13 protein-coding genes are annotated in these 15,059 nt (G+C 50.9%); 9 read left to right on the top strand and 4 right to left on the bottom strand.

Annotated features, from left to right (window positions below; all coding sequences use genetic code 11):
* Nucleotides 1-148: 148 nt before the first annotated feature.
* Complete coding sequence (locus KEF85_RS07695; RefSeq protein WP_215584681.1) at nucleotides 149-817, bottom strand: Bax inhibitor-1/YccA family protein; 669 nt, start codon at nucleotides 815-817, stop codon at nucleotides 149-151.
* A 654-nt stretch (nucleotides 818-1,471) separates the two neighbouring features.
* Here KEF85_RS07695 and KEF85_RS07690 point away from each other — a divergent pair.
* Nucleotides 1,472-2,068, top strand: coding sequence for a PEP-CTERM sorting domain-containing protein (locus KEF85_RS07690; RefSeq protein WP_215584680.1), 597 nt, complete (start codon nucleotides 1,472-1,474; stop codon nucleotides 2,066-2,068).
* Nucleotides 2,069-2,586: 518 nt separating this feature from the next.
* Here the strand turns inward: KEF85_RS07690 and KEF85_RS07685 are convergent.
* From KEF85_RS07685 to KEF85_RS07675, 3 genes are read right to left on the bottom strand one after another with little or no spacing between them, the layout of a single operon-like run.
* Complete coding sequence (locus KEF85_RS07685; RefSeq protein ID WP_215584678.1) at nucleotides 2,587-3,549, bottom strand: DUF4340 domain-containing protein; 963 nt, start codon at nucleotides 3,547-3,549, stop codon at nucleotides 2,587-2,589.
* Nucleotides 3,550-3,563: 14 nt separating this feature from the next.
* A complete protein-coding gene (locus KEF85_RS07680) occupies nucleotides 3,564-6,446 on the bottom strand; it encodes a Gldg family protein (protein ID WP_215584676.1) in 2,883 nt (960 codons plus the stop codon).
* A complete protein-coding gene (locus KEF85_RS07675) occupies nucleotides 6,436-7,416 on the bottom strand; it encodes an ABC transporter ATP-binding protein (RefSeq protein ID WP_215584675.1) in 981 nt (326 codons plus the stop codon). The genes KEF85_RS07680 and KEF85_RS07675 overlap by 11 nt, the downstream gene beginning before the upstream one ends.
* 808 nt (nucleotides 7,417-8,224) lie before the next feature.
* Here KEF85_RS07675 and KEF85_RS07670 point away from each other — a divergent pair.
* The 8 genes from KEF85_RS07670 (at nucleotide 8,225) to recN (ending at nucleotide 14,779) form a co-directional block, all read left to right on the top strand.
* The gene (locus tag KEF85_RS07670) at nucleotides 8,225-8,635 is read left to right on the top strand and encodes a group II truncated hemoglobin (protein ID WP_215584673.1); all 411 of its coding nucleotides are present in this window, start codon (nucleotides 8,225-8,227) and stop codon (nucleotides 8,633-8,635) included.
* On the top strand, nucleotides 8,622-9,374 hold the full coding sequence (locus tag KEF85_RS07665; protein ID WP_215584671.1) for a M48 family metallopeptidase: 753 nt from the start codon (nucleotides 8,622-8,624) through the stop codon (nucleotides 9,372-9,374). Before KEF85_RS07670 ends, KEF85_RS07665 begins: the two co-directional genes overlap by 14 nt.
* On the top strand, nucleotides 9,375-9,854 hold the full coding sequence (locus tag KEF85_RS07660) for a redoxin domain-containing protein (protein ID WP_215584669.1): 480 nt from the start codon (nucleotides 9,375-9,377) through the stop codon (nucleotides 9,852-9,854).
* A gap of 472 nt (nucleotides 9,855-10,326) precedes the next feature.
* Nucleotides 10,327-10,593 (top strand): DUF4160 domain-containing protein, encoded by a 267-nt coding sequence (locus KEF85_RS07655; protein ID WP_246535074.1) that lies wholly within the window; start codon nucleotides 10,327-10,329, stop codon nucleotides 10,591-10,593.
* A gap of 5 nt (nucleotides 10,594-10,598) precedes the next feature.
* Nucleotides 10,599-10,856, top strand: a complete 258-nt coding sequence (locus KEF85_RS07650) for a DUF2442 domain-containing protein (protein WP_215584667.1) — start codon at nucleotides 10,599-10,601, stop codon at nucleotides 10,854-10,856.
* Between the two features lie 448 nt (nucleotides 10,857-11,304).
* On the top strand, nucleotides 11,305-12,021 hold the full coding sequence (locus tag KEF85_RS07645) for an aldose epimerase family protein (protein WP_215584664.1): 717 nt from the start codon (nucleotides 11,305-11,307) through the stop codon (nucleotides 12,019-12,021).
* A gap of 181 nt (nucleotides 12,022-12,202) precedes the next feature.
* On the top strand, nucleotides 12,203-13,078 hold the full coding sequence (locus tag KEF85_RS07640) for an NAD(+) kinase (protein WP_215584663.1): 876 nt from the start codon (nucleotides 12,203-12,205) through the stop codon (nucleotides 13,076-13,078).
* A 12-nt stretch (nucleotides 13,079-13,090) separates the two neighbouring features.
* The gene (gene recN, locus KEF85_RS07635) at nucleotides 13,091-14,779 is read left to right on the top strand and encodes a DNA repair protein RecN (protein WP_215584661.1); all 1,689 of its coding nucleotides are present in this window, start codon (nucleotides 13,091-13,093) and stop codon (nucleotides 14,777-14,779) included.
* The last annotated feature ends 280 nt before the right edge of the window (nucleotides 14,780-15,059 follow it).

The raw sequence follows: 15,059 nt of genomic DNA, 5'->3' as shown, positions 1-15,059 counted from the left end.
ACACGATGCCGGAAAAGTCAGCTTTAGCGATTGTAGACGGATACACTGAGGATTTGACCGTCCTGCTGAGTTTGCCGCCCAATCCAGTGGGCGGCATGACTTGATAGTTTTAATACCCGGCAAAAAATGCCGGGTTAAACTGTTTGAATCAATCTTCGCCGCTAAACACGCCCAGTAATTGCAGCAAACTCAGGAACAGATTGTAAATAGAAACATATAAGGACACAGTGGCCAGAATGTAATTGGTTTCGCCGCCGTGGATAATTTCACTGGTTTGATACAAAATCATACCGGCCATCAGCATGATAAACATGGCTGATACCCCCAAAGACAGGGCTGGAATAGAAAACAGCATCGCCGCCAGACCGGCAAAGAATGCCACCAATACACCCGTCATCAGGAAACCGGCCATAAAGCTGAAATCTTTACGGGTGGTCAAGGCATAAGCCGACAGGCCCAAAAAGATCAAACCGGTACCGCCCAGGGCAGTCATCACCAATTGTTGACCATTGCTGAAAGCATGCAGATACATGTCCAGAATAGGCCCCAGGGTCAAACCCATAAAACCGGTCAAAGCAAATACAAACACCAGACCTAATGCACTATTGCTGAAACGGGTGGTCAAAAACAGCAGACCGAAATAACCCACCAAAGTGATGATAGGGCCAGGATACGGCAGGTTAAATACCATCGCCAGAGCAGCCGTACCAGCGCTGAACAACAGCGTCATGGACAGCAGCAGATAAGTGTTTTTTAAAACCTTGTTGGAAGCCAGAATACCGGCTTCAGAACGCGCAGTGACAGTGTTAAAACGCATGATAGATACCTCTATGGGAGTAAACGTACAGATAAGACTGAGGCAGGTTGATTTGGTTCCAGAGCCGCCACCCTTATTCCACAAGTATACCATTAGAGGGCTTAACAGGTCGTTGAAAATTGATTCTGTGCCTTTGGCTTTTCTTGACTACAAGCCATATCAGAGCTGAATTTCCGATTTTAGCTTAGGATTTCTGGTGTGACTGGTCTAAATTGTTGCACAAAGGGTAAATTATTGAAACTACATTTAATTACTCATAAATCTAGAGATTCACCATTCACCCAAACAAACATCGCCCGAGAACTTAAAATCGGAGAAGCAACGGTTTATCGAATCTCGGCTGATATGAAAAAAACTAATTCACGCATTTATATTAAAAAACAGGTTATATCACACAGTATTTATTATGCCGATCAAATAACTTACTTACGTTGTTGCCCATAAAGCACACGTAACATATTGTTTTTTAGTATTTATTTTTTATTTGAGTAACCATGTGGCTTGATAATTGCTTTAATTACTATGGAATTAGGCATTATCAAAAGTATCCAGTTTGAGCATTTAAAAATCTATCAGTGCGATTGATTAGCCTAACTCAATAAAAGCGCCAGACGGCTTAACTTCATTTTTCAAAAATCACTCAGAAGAACCACCATGAAGAATACCCTTATCGCCGCCAGTTTAGGACTGGCTATCTACCTGCCGCTAGCCGAAGCTGAACAGTTCAACTTTTCCTATATCGATACCGCCGACGGGGTCAATCTCGCCGGCATAATGATCGGCACTCTGGAAGCTGATAACAACACCGTGGCCGTCACTTCGGTGCAAGACGTTACCTTCAATGGTGTGGCAGCGACGCCAACGCCTTTGATCTACAATGCCGACGTTGCTTACAGCGTGGCGTACCCCGGTACCACCGGACACCCCGCCTTCCCCATCGCACCCGGTTTTCCCGATTCGACGACACCACTGGTGACCCTCGACGGCAGTTACATGAATTTCACGGCCGCAGTCCTCCCGGACCTTTATGATGGTTTCCAATTCTATGTCGGCAACAGTTTAGCGGTGTCGGTATTAGGTGGGAATTATTACATGGGCGGTACTTCCTATGGCTACACTATGCCCTCATATGTTCAATCCGACTGGCAAATGAGTGCCGTACCAGTGAGCGCCGTACCACTTCCAACATCGCTACCGCTGTTTGCCACCGGTCTTGCGTCCATGGCTTGGCGGCGGTGCAAGGCGGTTTAGAGCTTGTAAGCTGGGACACCCGCTGAAAATTCGGGATGAATTTTAGTTCCAGTTAGTTGTTGCGCCGGGCGGTTTTCCGATCAGAAAAACTGCAAGGCATCACTGCGTAGAGTCAGTTTGGCGCAAAATGAAGACCACTTGTTGAGTCTGAACGAGCGCCAAGGGCTTATTAAAGCATCGCTGAAAACACACAGGGTAGCCACATCATACCAATTTTTAGCACAGTAAAAACGCTGACTTAATTGTACAGGATTATGTACAATTAAGTCTTGAGTTAAGATCGGTAAACACCCGCCACACTTGCCCGATATCTGATCAGATTTGCCGGCTTGCCACTGGGGCGAATTGTCGCCACATCCGGCACTGGCCGCTTGTAATTCCTACCACTTAAATAGCTGCCATTTCCGCCCTGCCCGCAGCGATTGGGCGGAAGATAAAATAGGCCGATTGTTAAATATATTAAAGCGAATTTTTATAGCGCCCCGCTGTCAGCCGCACAGCGGGGGCGTGATTCCCGTTTAATTTGGGACTTTAGGGCTTGCCGGCGGAGGTTCCGGCGGGGTAGTGCTTGGCGCAGGTTCAGCTAATGACAACTGCTGACGACTGGCTTGGGTGATGCGTTCAAAATCCTGTTTGTTGATGCTGAACAGGTTGTCACGATCATTACGGCCAACCAGATAATGATCTGCATTTTGTACAAATCGGTAGGTTCTGTCGCCGGTTTTACCGCTCACCTGTAACTCCCAGGTTTTATTGGCCGGGTCGCTGGCTGGCGGTGGATTATCCGCCAGGGCCAATACCTGCAGGCCAGCCAACGCGCCGGCCAATTGTTGGGCCTTGGCCTGATCCAGTTGCGCAGGGCTGTCTGTTTGGTTTGCCGCTGCCGCGAAATGCCAGCCATCGGTTTTTTTCTCCAGCACGAAATCCGGGCCTTTGATGGTTTCAGCGTCCCCTGCCGCCAGTAAGGACTTGTCCAGCCATTCGGCGTTACTGACCGGTACTTCGAAACTGCTCAAGTTGCCGGCATAAACATTGTCGTCACCGGGGCGACGCAGGTAGGACTTTTTAAAACCGGGCGAGGTACCCAGCAGCAGTTCCGCTACCGGATTTTGCCCGTGTATCAGTTGCAGGCGGCGTTGGTATTTGTCGTCCGCCACTTCAAAGCGCTGATGGCTGACGGCCGTGGTGGCCAGCGGCCAGCCGCTTTGCAGAGCTTGCAGTTTGCTGAGCAGCCCGGTCAACTTAGAGTTGTCGGCCGGTAATTGTTTCAATTCCGGAATAATCCAGCCGGCAGCGGTTTTATTCAGGGTAACGCTGTGACCGGCATCGCTGAGCACGATTTTGTCCAGCTGCTCTGGGTTAAAGGCCAGCAAGGCTTGCGGCGCCGCTTGCTGCTGGCTGTTTTGTTGCCAATAGATCAAGGCTGCCAGCAGCAGTTGCAGTACTAGCGAGCCGACTAACCAGGTTTGCATTTTCTTCATGAGTGTCCTCCCGTTTATTCAGTCAGTAAGCGCAAGAATTCGCGGTGCCGAGCGCCACGCCGAGCGCGCTGTAACCAGGCGATCAGGCCTAGCGCTGCGGCGGCCAGCGCATAATTGCCGTATTCCCAGAACAATTGCTGGTCATGTTCCATAGGCGGCAAAGTGCGGTTGAAGTGGCCGCGCGCCCGAATACTCAACAGGCTGGCATCCTCCAGCGCCCAATCCAGAGTGTTGGCTATCAGTTGCGGGCTGTTCAGATATTCGCTGCGGCTGGCTGAGCCGGCGATGCGGATCACCTGATCGGTCAGGAAGTCGTTGGAGGCGAACAGGATGATGCGCGCTGATTCCGGTGAATGTTCAATTACGCCGCTGACGGAATCTGCGTTGGTGTTTGCGCCGTTCGCGGGTTCGACGTAGATTTTGTCCTGACTGAGCAAGGGTGAAGCTTTGCCGGCGAAATAGGATTCGAAGCGACCGGCACTGACTACCCCCAATAACTGTGAGCCGGTTTGGCCTTCCGAAGCGTAGTGGTTTTGCCCATTGGCATCTAAATGCGGCATCACATCGGTGGACGCTGACAGCCAGGATTTGTCCGAACTGCGCAGCAATTCGCTGATTTTACGTTGGCCCTGTTTGTCTGGATCGATTTGAATAGGCGATGCCCAGGTCATGGTCAATTGCGGCAGGTCAGCGATGACAGGGTGTTCATGATGCAAACCCTGGCCGCGAATATCGATGAAATAAGGATAATCCAGCATGCGCATTTCCTGCAGCATAAATCCGCCCACGTTGCGGTTCACCGGCAAGGGCAGCGCCGAGTTCTGCGGATCCAGTACCAGTTTTTCCTCCAGCTTCAAGCCATTATGTGCCAGCCAGTCGGCTAGGCCGGAATGGTGTTGTTGCAGGCTGATGCTGCGTGCTGTCAATCTGGCCGCATAGGGTGAAGTGGCTGCGATCACGGTACCGCCCTGCATCAAAAACTGATCGACAGCAAATAATTGTTTGTCGTTCAGATTATTGGGAGCCAATAGCAACAGCACATCGGCGTCACCGGAGACGCGGCCGTCGCTAAGGTCTTCCGAGATAAAATTCAATTCCGCGCCTATGAATTTTTCCAAAGTCTGGAACTGTCCCGCGCTCCTGCCTAACTGACCCACATCCGCTTGCGGAGTGACCAGCGCCACGGTTTTGGTGAAGCCGCTGGCATAGCGTTTGACGCCGGCTTCCAGATCGTGTTTGAACCCGGCTTCAGTCAGGTCGTTTAGTGGGATTTGCCCTACTTGTTTGTCCTTGACCAGGGTCAGGTAAAAATAGAATTTACTACCGCCCGTCAAACTCAGCGACAGCGGCTGCATGCCGTATTCCTTGGCAATTTGCTTGGCCACTTGGCCGTCACCGGCGTCAGGGTCGATAAAGTTGACGCTGAACCGGCCATGGGATTGGGCCTGCAGGTTCTCCGCCACTTTCTGCACGGTTTTGCGGAATTCCACCAATTGGGGCGGCAAGGCGCTGTCTGCCGATATATAGGCGTTGAGAGCCAGATTGCCTTTTAAGGTGTCGAACGGATTGCCGCCAGACTGATAGGCGTTCAGCACTTTTTTAATGGCCCTGGTCAGATCGTGTTCCGGATTGCGCAATTGTACGTCCAGTTTGGTTTCGCTGCCGGTTTGCACTTCGATCAGATCGCGAAAACCCAGTACCTGATACTGATCGCCGTATTGCACCAGCACGTTGAAATAAGAACTGACGATGGCCGACTGGTAGCGGTCCGCCACCTGGAAAGGGGCCGGCTGGATGCCGTATTTCTGGTTGGCTTCCTGTTCCAGCTCCGGTTCTTTGAGCGGATCAACAAATTCCACCCGCACCTTGCCGTGACTGGCGATGGCGTATTCGCGCAGCAAATCCTGTAATTGCGGAACCAATGGCGCCAGCAGCGGATGGGTCTTGCTGCTGAAATAGCCGCGCAGCAATAATGGCTCCTGCAGTTGGCTCAGATAGCTTTGTGTGGCCGCTGAGATGGAATACTGGTGACCTGCTGTGACATCCAGGCGCAGGCCGCTGAGTTGACCCAGCCACAAATTGGCACCCAGAGCGTTGGCAATCAGTAAAGCGGTGACGATGCGCCAACTGAGCTGGCGGGGTGTGGTTTTGCTGCTTGCCCAGCGTTCTTTTTCCAGCCCGTAGGTGTTTAAGGTCAGGAATATGGCGATGATGCTCAGATAGTAATACAGGTCGCGCAGGTCGATGACACCACGGGTAATGGCATCAAAACGCGAGCCGCTACCCAGCAGGCGCAGCCATTCTGCGCTCTGGGTGCCAAAAAAGTCAGTGATAACGCTGTTGCCCAGCAGGTAAAAAATACCGCACAGCGCAGTCGCGCTGATCAGGCTGACAATCTGGTTGTCGCTACGGGAGGAGACAAACAGACCTATACTTAAATAAGCCGCACCCAGTAAAAAGGTTGCCAGATAGCCCGCCCATACCGGGCCCCAGTCGAGTTCACCGATCAGGCTGACCGACACCGGCAAGGGCAGCGTCACCAGCAAGGCGGCACCCAGCAGGGTCAGACAGCCGGCGAATTTTCCCAGCACGAAGTGCCATAACGGTGTCGGCTGGGTTAAGACATGCTCCAGTGTGCCGCTGCGGCGTTCTTCGCTCCACAGGCGCATGGTGAGGGTGCTGCTTAAAAATATCAGCAGCACCGGCATCCATTCGAACAAGGGCCGCACATCGGCAATGTTGCGGGCGAAAAACGCTTCGCCCCAAAAGAAGATAAACAAGGTCACCGCCGCGAAACAGGCTAAAAACAAATAGGCGATGGGTGAAGTGAAAAACAGGGTGGTTTCCTTACCGGCAATGCGGCGTATCATCGGCAGGGCTTGATAATCAGGCTGCATGGCTTAATTCCTCCTTATTGATGTTAGTTAATTGAGGCGCGGCGCTGACTTCCCGGAACAGGGTTTCCAGATCGCGCAATTCCGGCTGGATTTGATAAATGTCCGCTCCGGCGTTGACCAGGGTGTTGGCCAGACGGGCGCTGACCAGGTGGCTGGAGTCGCGGTCGCTAAGGGTCAGCCGGTAGCGGTAGCCGCTGTGCTGATCCGGTTGCTGGTTTAAGCTTTCCAGGTGTGTCACGCCATTTATCCCCAGCAATTGCCGTTCTGCAGCGTCCGGGGTCAGCGAGGTGACCAGCAGCAGATGATTGCTGTGTCTGAGTTTGTCCAGTTTTTCGTTCAGTACCAGCCTGCCGCCGTGCAGGATCAGCACCCGGTCGCACAAGGCTTCTACTTCCTGCAGGATATGGGTAGACAGAATCACTGTGGCTTCGCCGGCCAGGGTGCGGATCAATTTGCGCATTTGCGCGGTTTGAGCCGGATCCAGGCCGTTGGTCGGTTCGTCCAATATCAGCAGTTTGGGTTTGCCGAGTATGGCTTGCGCCACGCCGACCCGCTGCTTGTAGCCTCTTGATAGCGTTGCTATCGGTGCCAGTATCCGGTCTTGAATGGCTGTGGCCTGAATGACCCGCCTGATTTCGGCAAATTTCTGCTCACCTGCCAGACCTTTGAGTTCGGCGGCATAATCCAGATAATCCGCCACTACCAGCTCCGGATAAATCGGCAGGCTTTCCGGAAGATAACCCAGTGTCTGCTGCACTTGTTTCGCTGAGTCGGCCAGATCATGGCCGCCAATCAGGATTTGCCCCTGATCCGGCTCCAGATAAGCGCTGAGCATTTTCATGATAGTGGTCTTGCCGGCCCCGTTATGCCCCAGCAAGCCGACGATTTCGCGGTCGCCGATGGTAAATTCGACATTATCGACAGCCACAAAATTTCCATACTGCCGGGTCAAGCCTTTGACTTCCAGCATAGTGTCCTCCTAGATGTTTATATAATGTAAAAGTTTAGGCAGGGTTAAACGCGATTTGGGCGGAGGACGGACGCGGATACTGCGCATATTAGTTGAAATAAACATGGTGTTACTTCCCTGAACCAGTTGGTGTTTTTCTCCAAAAAAGACGCGATCAGGCCTTAGCTGAATATCCTGCCGGGCGTAGTTAGACAGCTACTAACGCAAATGTAGGGGTTGATGAATTTGGTTTGAAAATAACAATAATAAAAATATGTAGTTTCTCTCATAACATTGCACCATGAGGACGTTTTGATCTGACCTGCAGACATTTCCCTATCAAAAATTATCGCTAAACAGCCCCACAACAGGGGCCGGTGAGTTGTGTTTACTTTATGGGCGGCCGGTAAATTTTCAAGCCCGATTTTTTACTGATTTTTATGACAACGCTGAACAGGATTTGTTTCAGCAACTTTTAAGAAACAATGTGTTTATTAAGGCCGACTTGTGGCTGCAGCCGATTATTATGCAATTGCCCTAACCGCCGTAGCCCGATGAAACGGAGTGGAATCGAGGTTTATCGCAGCAGATTGCCCCAAAAATGCGACAGAATGCGTGGAAGAGTGCTCAACAGCCGACACCTCGATTCCGCTATGCTACATCGAGGCTACCCTGAATAATTGCCTCAAGTTTTGCCAGCCAGCAATCAACGCAGCCTGAACCCGCCTGCTGTTCAGCTGTCAGATTCAAGATAGCAAAAACCCTAATATAAGGTATATTAGCTCGCCATCTGACCGTCCAGTCCCTTCAGTATGAGGATCCGTATTTCATGACCACTACGCCTTACCAGTTAATTGGCGGCGAGGCCGCCATTCGCAGTTTGGTGGACCGCTTTTACTTTTATATGGATATGCTGCCGCAAACCCGTGGCATCCGAGACATGCACGCCGATCTGGCCGGTGCCAAGGAAAAGCTGTTCAAGTTTTTATCCGGCTGGTTGGGCGGGCCTAATCTGTTTATAGAAGAATACGGCCATCCCATGCTGCGGATGCGCCATATCAAATTTGCCATTGGCCCGGACGAACGTGACCAATGGATGCTGTGCATGGACAAAGCCCTGGCCGAAGTCAACATGGATGCCAGTTTTCGCCGGGAATTGCGCAATGCCCTGCAACAGCTGGCCACCCACATGATTAATCAGGAACAGGAGTCTCTGGTGCAAATTGATGAACCGCACTAAAACTGCCCTACCCACTTATAAAATCGGCGAACTGAGCTATAGCATCCGGCGCAGCAGCCGGATCAACGCCACCCGGATTGTCGTCAAAGCAGACAAGATTGAAGTAGTGGCTCCGCCCAAGATGCCGGAACGCCAAATTAAAGCCTTTGTTGCCCAACAGCAGGATTGGATCAACGCCGCACTGCTCAGAGTCACCGAGCAGACTCAGGCCATCCCCAAACTGGCGCCCGCCAATTACGCACAGGGCGTACACATACCCTATCTCGGTCAACAACTGGTTTTGCAGATCGAACCGGTCAACGGTAGCCGCCTGCATATTCGTCACACAGATAATGCTGTGTTACAAGTGTATCTCCCCGTCAGTATGGCCGCGCAAGGTTCTGAACTCATCAGACTAGCTTTAACGCGCTGGATGAAGTTGCAGGCGCGTCAGCACGCCGAACGCCTGATTGCCCAGCACGCCCCCCGCTTTGGCCTGATACCGCGCAGTCTGCGCATCAAAACTCAAAAAAGCCGCTGGGGCAGTTGCGGCCCGGATAACGACATTAATCTTAACTGGCTGCTGATGCTGACACCACCCCAAGTACTGGAATATGTAGTGGTACACGAGCTATGCCATATTCGCCACAAAAATCATTCCGCCGAATTTTGGAGCCTGGTGGCCCAACATCTGCCGGAATACCAACAACAGCGCCGCTGGCTGAAACAGCACGGCAGCAGTGTCATGCAGGGTTTATAAGTGATTAAAAAATACGGCTTTTATCTATTGTTTACGCTGGTTATTTTTGCCGGCCAATTTTTACGCGACGGCGATCTGGTTACCGGCAAACCACCGTTTAGCGAGGGCGCCGGGGTTAACGGCGTACCCGTTAACACTTTCCTGGGCAAAGGCCCGGCCATCATTTATTTCTGGGCCGAATGGTGCGGGGTATGCCAAATGATGCAAAGTGGGTTTAATAAGGTGGTGGGTGATTATCCGCTGGTAACCGTAGCATTCCAGTCCGGTGATAGCACCGCCGTGCAAGCCTATTTACGCCAGAAACAACTGGCCTGGCCAGTGCTGAACGACCCGCAAGGAACCAACGCCAAAAGCTTCGGCGTCACCGCCGTCCCTACCCTGTTTTTTACCAACAGCCGGGGCGATATTGTGTTTACCACGGTAGGTTATACCAGCGAACTGGGCTTAAGAATCAGAACCTGGCTGGCGGGGTTTATTTAAGGACTTGGCGATTTTTAATCACCCGTAGCCTCGATGCAACGCAGTGGAATCGAGGAATATCGCAGCGTAGCCTTTATCGAGTCAATTAGAGTATTTTATTTGACAGGCTATATGACACGGCTATCACCCAGGAATTTGCGCTTGCAGCTTGGCCGCTAAACGCAGTTGCTGCTGGACATATGACTGATTATAGCGATGAGCTAATTGTTGAATTTCTGAATGCCTTGGAAACCGCCAGGCTTATTTGGCTAAACCTGTCGATGCAGTTCCTTGTTACCGCCATCATGGACTGCCATGGGTAACAATCCGTTGAGTTGATCGAGAAATTTTTCACGACGCCTTTACGGCATATTTGGCATCGGTAAAGCTGAGCTGTTGGTAGCTAAATTTCAATCCGAACCATTACCGCAGCTAATCACCTGCAATCAGTTAGTCAAACTGGTGTTAAAATACTTCAAACTCCTGCAATCTCATGACTTTTATGCCTGAATTGGCGCGTTTCTTTGGTATCATTATTTATATGAACTGGCGAGACCATAACCCGCCGCATATTCACGCTTGTTACGGTGATTATGAAGCCTTAGTAAGTCTCGACGGCAAGGTCTTGAACGGCAGTTTGCCAAGGCGAGCTTTATCCCTAGTGTTTGAATGGCTAGCAATTCATCATAATGAATTGCTTGAAGATTGGGAACTGGCCCAATTGCGAAAACCGTTAAATCGTATTGAACCTTTGGAGTAACCGACATGATTCTGCATACCACCGAAGTCAAATATTTAGACGAGTATAAACTTTGGTTGACCTTTAACAATGGCGAATCCGGTCAGGTTGATTTGAGACATGAACTTTGGGGCGAAGTTTTTGAACCGCTTAAAGACTTAACACAATTTGCAACTGCGTACCAACACCCAGTTATGAAAACCGTCTGTTGGGCTAACGGTGCTGACCTTGCCGCAGAATGCCTGCTTGAATTGTTACACGAACAAAATCAACAAGCAGCTTAGTGAATTGACTACTACCTTGAAAACATTGCTATTGTTCCGCGTAAATTTTCATGACTGTTTCTTAAGCAACGACTTATTCTCAAATGATGCGCTGCACTACTAGCACAGAAAATACCTGTGCAGCCTTGATGAAATGTTGGGCAATCAAGTGATTGGCAGCCTTCATCCTCTACGCTGTATCGTGACCAAAAATTAAGGTTGGAATAGTCCAATACATTGACATACGCAATAAACCATCATTAACCCAATTATGTCCCATTACCGCCGCGCCCAACTCGCATGGGTGGCTTATTTTTTTACGCTCAATCAACATCAGCGGCAAACCAGCTATGACCAACAGGTACCGTTAGTCAACTTTAAACCAACGCCAACCGGCTATTGTCCGCAACGATCGGAGCCTTCGTTCCCGGATTATTCATTACTCGACTAAGACTACTAACTTCCCATTATGAAATTTAACGACACAGGCACCCTAATCAATTGGCAATTAGATGATATTAATATAGTCGAGCCACTGCATAGCAAAGAAGGCGGAGGTTCACGTGGCGGTGTCTATCTTTGTATCCCCAATTTCGAGGAGCTAACGCCACCGTTTAGCATTAAACACGGCGAATACCGGACAACCGCTTGCGATAATACGCTGCCGCACCAAAAAAACCTGTCATCTTCCGCTGATAATGACTGGGGAAATGTCGATGTTATTACCGATTGGGAAGAGATCGAGGCCGAAAACCAGAAAACCCTCAAGGTGACCACTACCATTCGTGCTGTATCAGACCATGCATGGGTGCGGCCTGGCTTTCACCCCTACTTTTCAGTTACCCAAAACAGTTTTATTGATATAGGTGCGGTTCGGGTAGACATAGCCTCATTACCGCATGATAGCCTGCAAAAATATCAAGCCGCGTCATTAACCGAAGAAGTGCAACTAACGACAGACGATTACACCGCCACCATTAATTGCCGGATATCACCTGTATCAGCAAATCTGGCGATTGTGTTTGGGATCTGGAGTGATAAAAAACATGAATATGTTTGCATAGAACCGGTTATCGGCAATCAACCTGCCCAGGACGGCTTGCCGGCACCATTGACGCTGCTTAAAGACGAAGAACTGGTTATGGTGTTTACCATATCTGCTAACAAAGTGGGCTCTAGCGATTAAAGTCAAATATGCGGGTTTTGTGCCCAAGGATGGGCTTAGCTCCAGCGCTATAATCGGCTAATATTGCAATAGCTGCCGTGGTGGTGTTTAAAGCAATACACATCCAGGAAACCGATACGCCCTTCCCCACCGGTTAATTCTAGGTATAATCAGGCTACCCTTTATTAGCCTGCAATCTAACATGCCTCAGCACTTTCCCCGTATCGGTATTATCGGCAAAATCGGCGATCCCGGTATTGGCGGAATTTTGACCGAGTTGTACCGCTATTTGCTGGATCACGGCTATCAGGTCATCGTGGATGCGGACAGTGCAACGTTGCTGAACGATACCGAAGTGCGCAGCTTGGCGCTTTCTGAAATTGCCGCTCATTGCGATTTGTTGATTGCCATGGGCGGAGACGGTACTTTTTTAACCGCAGCACGAGCAGTAGCTGATTTTGAAACACCCTTGCTCGGCGTCAACCTGGGTCGGTTGGGTTTTTTGACGGATATCTCGCCCGAGCAGCTCACCAAGCGCCTGGAGCAGATTCTGGCCGGCCAGTATATCAGTGAGGAGCGCCGCACTCTGGTAGCCACCATTTACCGTGATGAGCGGATTTTTCACCGCCAGACTGCGGTAAACGAAGTCGTGGTGCATCGCTGGCTGACCCCTAGCATGGTCGAAATTATTACCCGCATAGACGGTGTGTATCTCAACACCCAGCGCTCCGATGGCCTGATTATCGCTACCCCCACCGGCTCTACCGCTTATGCGTTATCTGCTGGCGGGCCAATTCTGCATCCCGCCCTTAATGCCTTGGTACTGGTGCCGTTGAATCCGCATACTTTATCCAATCGGCCCATTGTGGTGGACGATCAGGTGGAGATTGAAATTCGCTTCAGTCAATCCACCCAAATTAATGCCCAGGTCACTTGTGATCATTTGGAAATTCCTGATGTTTTAACCGGGGATAAAATTGTCATTAAAACCGCACCGAAACCGATTAAAATTCTGCATCCGCAGGATCACGACTTTTTTAACATTCTCAGAAGCAAATTAAACTGGAGCGGCGGCTAATCGCCTGAGCACATGCTGTTAAATCTGAATATTATCGATCTGGCAGTGGTAGACGCGCTGGATCTGGAACTGGATAAAGGCATGTCGGTATTAACCGGCGAAACCGGAGCCGGCAAATCGATATTATTAACAGCGCTGGGACTGGCGCTGGGGGACCGTGCCGATGCCGGCTATGTGCGGCCCAATTGCAAACGGGCGGAAATTAATTTGGAATTTGATCTGGCTGATGCGCCACTGGCCAAACAATGGCTGTTGGACAACGAGCTGGATGACGAAGGCGTTTGCCTGATTCGGCGCACCGTCAGCGATGATGGCCGCTCCAAAGCCTATATCAATAACCGGCCGGTAAACCTGCAAACCCTGCAAAGTCTAAGCCGGCTACTGGTCGAAATCCACGGCCAGCACGCGCATCTCACCCTGCTGGACAGTGACCAGCAACGCCGTTTGCTGGATGGATTTGGTAAAACCCACGCCGTGCTGACAGCGTTAAACGATTGTTATCGGCACTGGAAACAAGCCCATCAGGAATTACAATCCTTAATCAAAACCGGCAGTGATGTAGCCGAACGCGAAGAGCTGCTTAATTTTCAGTTGGAGGAACTGCAACAGCTGGATCTGGAGAACTTTGATTACCAGGCCTTGGCCGACCAACATCACAAACTGGCCAATCTGGGCAAAATCCTTAGCGCCGGCCAGCAGCAACTGGATATTTTGTACGACAACGATCAACAGGCCGTTGTGGAATTGCTGGGCCACAGCTTGCGCGCCATTCAGGATTTAAGCCAGTATGCCGGCGAACTGCAAGGCATAGCCGATTTGCTGGCCGATGCCGAAATTCAGATCGGCGAAGCTGTTCAGCAATTACGCCGGTTTTTGGATAATCAGGAAACCGACCCGCAACAATTGCAGGCTCTGGAAACCCAGATCGGCATCGTCCAAAATCTCAGCCGCAAGCATAAAACCACGCCAGAACAATTGCCGCAACTGGCTGCCGACCTGACGACGGAACTGCACCGGCTTAGCCATAGCAGCGAACGCATCGAAACCTTGCATCTGGACTGTCAGCGCCTGCGTACAGAATATGCCGGCCTGGCAAACCGCCTGTCCAGCCTGCGCCACAGCGCCGCCACCGAATTACAGCAGCGCATCACCGCCACCATTCGTGAACTGGGGATGCCGCACGGCGAATTTCTGGTGCAAATCAACAGCCCGGCAGGCTGGGATCAGCCCGATCCCCAAATCAACGGTCTGGATGATATCGAATTTTTAATCAGCACCAACCCCGGCCTACCGGCCAAGCCCCTGGCAAAAGTAGCTTCCGGCGGCGAACTGTCGCGTATCAGTCTGGCCATACAAGTCACCACCAGCACCGACAAAACCACCCCCACCATGATCTTCGACGAAGTAGACGCCGGCATCGGCGGCGGTATTGCTGAAATCGTCGGCCAAAAACTGCGCCGCCTCAGCAGCAATCGTCAGGTGCTGTGCGTTACCCATCTACCCCAGGTAGCCGCCCAGGCCCATCAACATTTATTTGTCGCCAAAAACCAGAACACCACCGTCACCGCCTCCACCGTGCGCCGCCTTAGCCAACCAGAACGGATACAGGAAATTGCCCGGATGCTGGGTGGCGTCACCATTACTGAAAACACCTTGGCACATGCCGAGGAAATGCTGGTGGGTGGCGGTAAAGCAGAGTAGGCGGGCGACAGATTGATAGCCAAATTACTCTACTGAGTTAATTTACTCAGTAGAGTAATAGCCAAATATGTACCTCAACCGCGATGGATCGTTAAAAGAAGTGGGTAATCCATCATTAGATAAATTGGTTTTTGACAAAAGCGGTCATTGATACCGCAAAAACCTTAAGGTGTAGGGTGGGCACAGCCCACGCGTTAAGACTTTGCCACCCAACGATGCCGATTTTTCAAACCGTTGGGGCAGGATAAAAGACGCGTCAGCATGGATTGCGGAAACGCAT

The organism is Methylomonas paludis (assembly GCF_018734325.1).
Lineage (GTDB): Bacteria > Pseudomonadota > Gammaproteobacteria > Methylococcales > Methylomonadaceae > Methylomonas > Methylomonas paludis.
The sequence above is the reverse complement of the archived record's forward strand: the minus strand, read 5'-3'. Positions and strand labels throughout refer to the sequence as shown.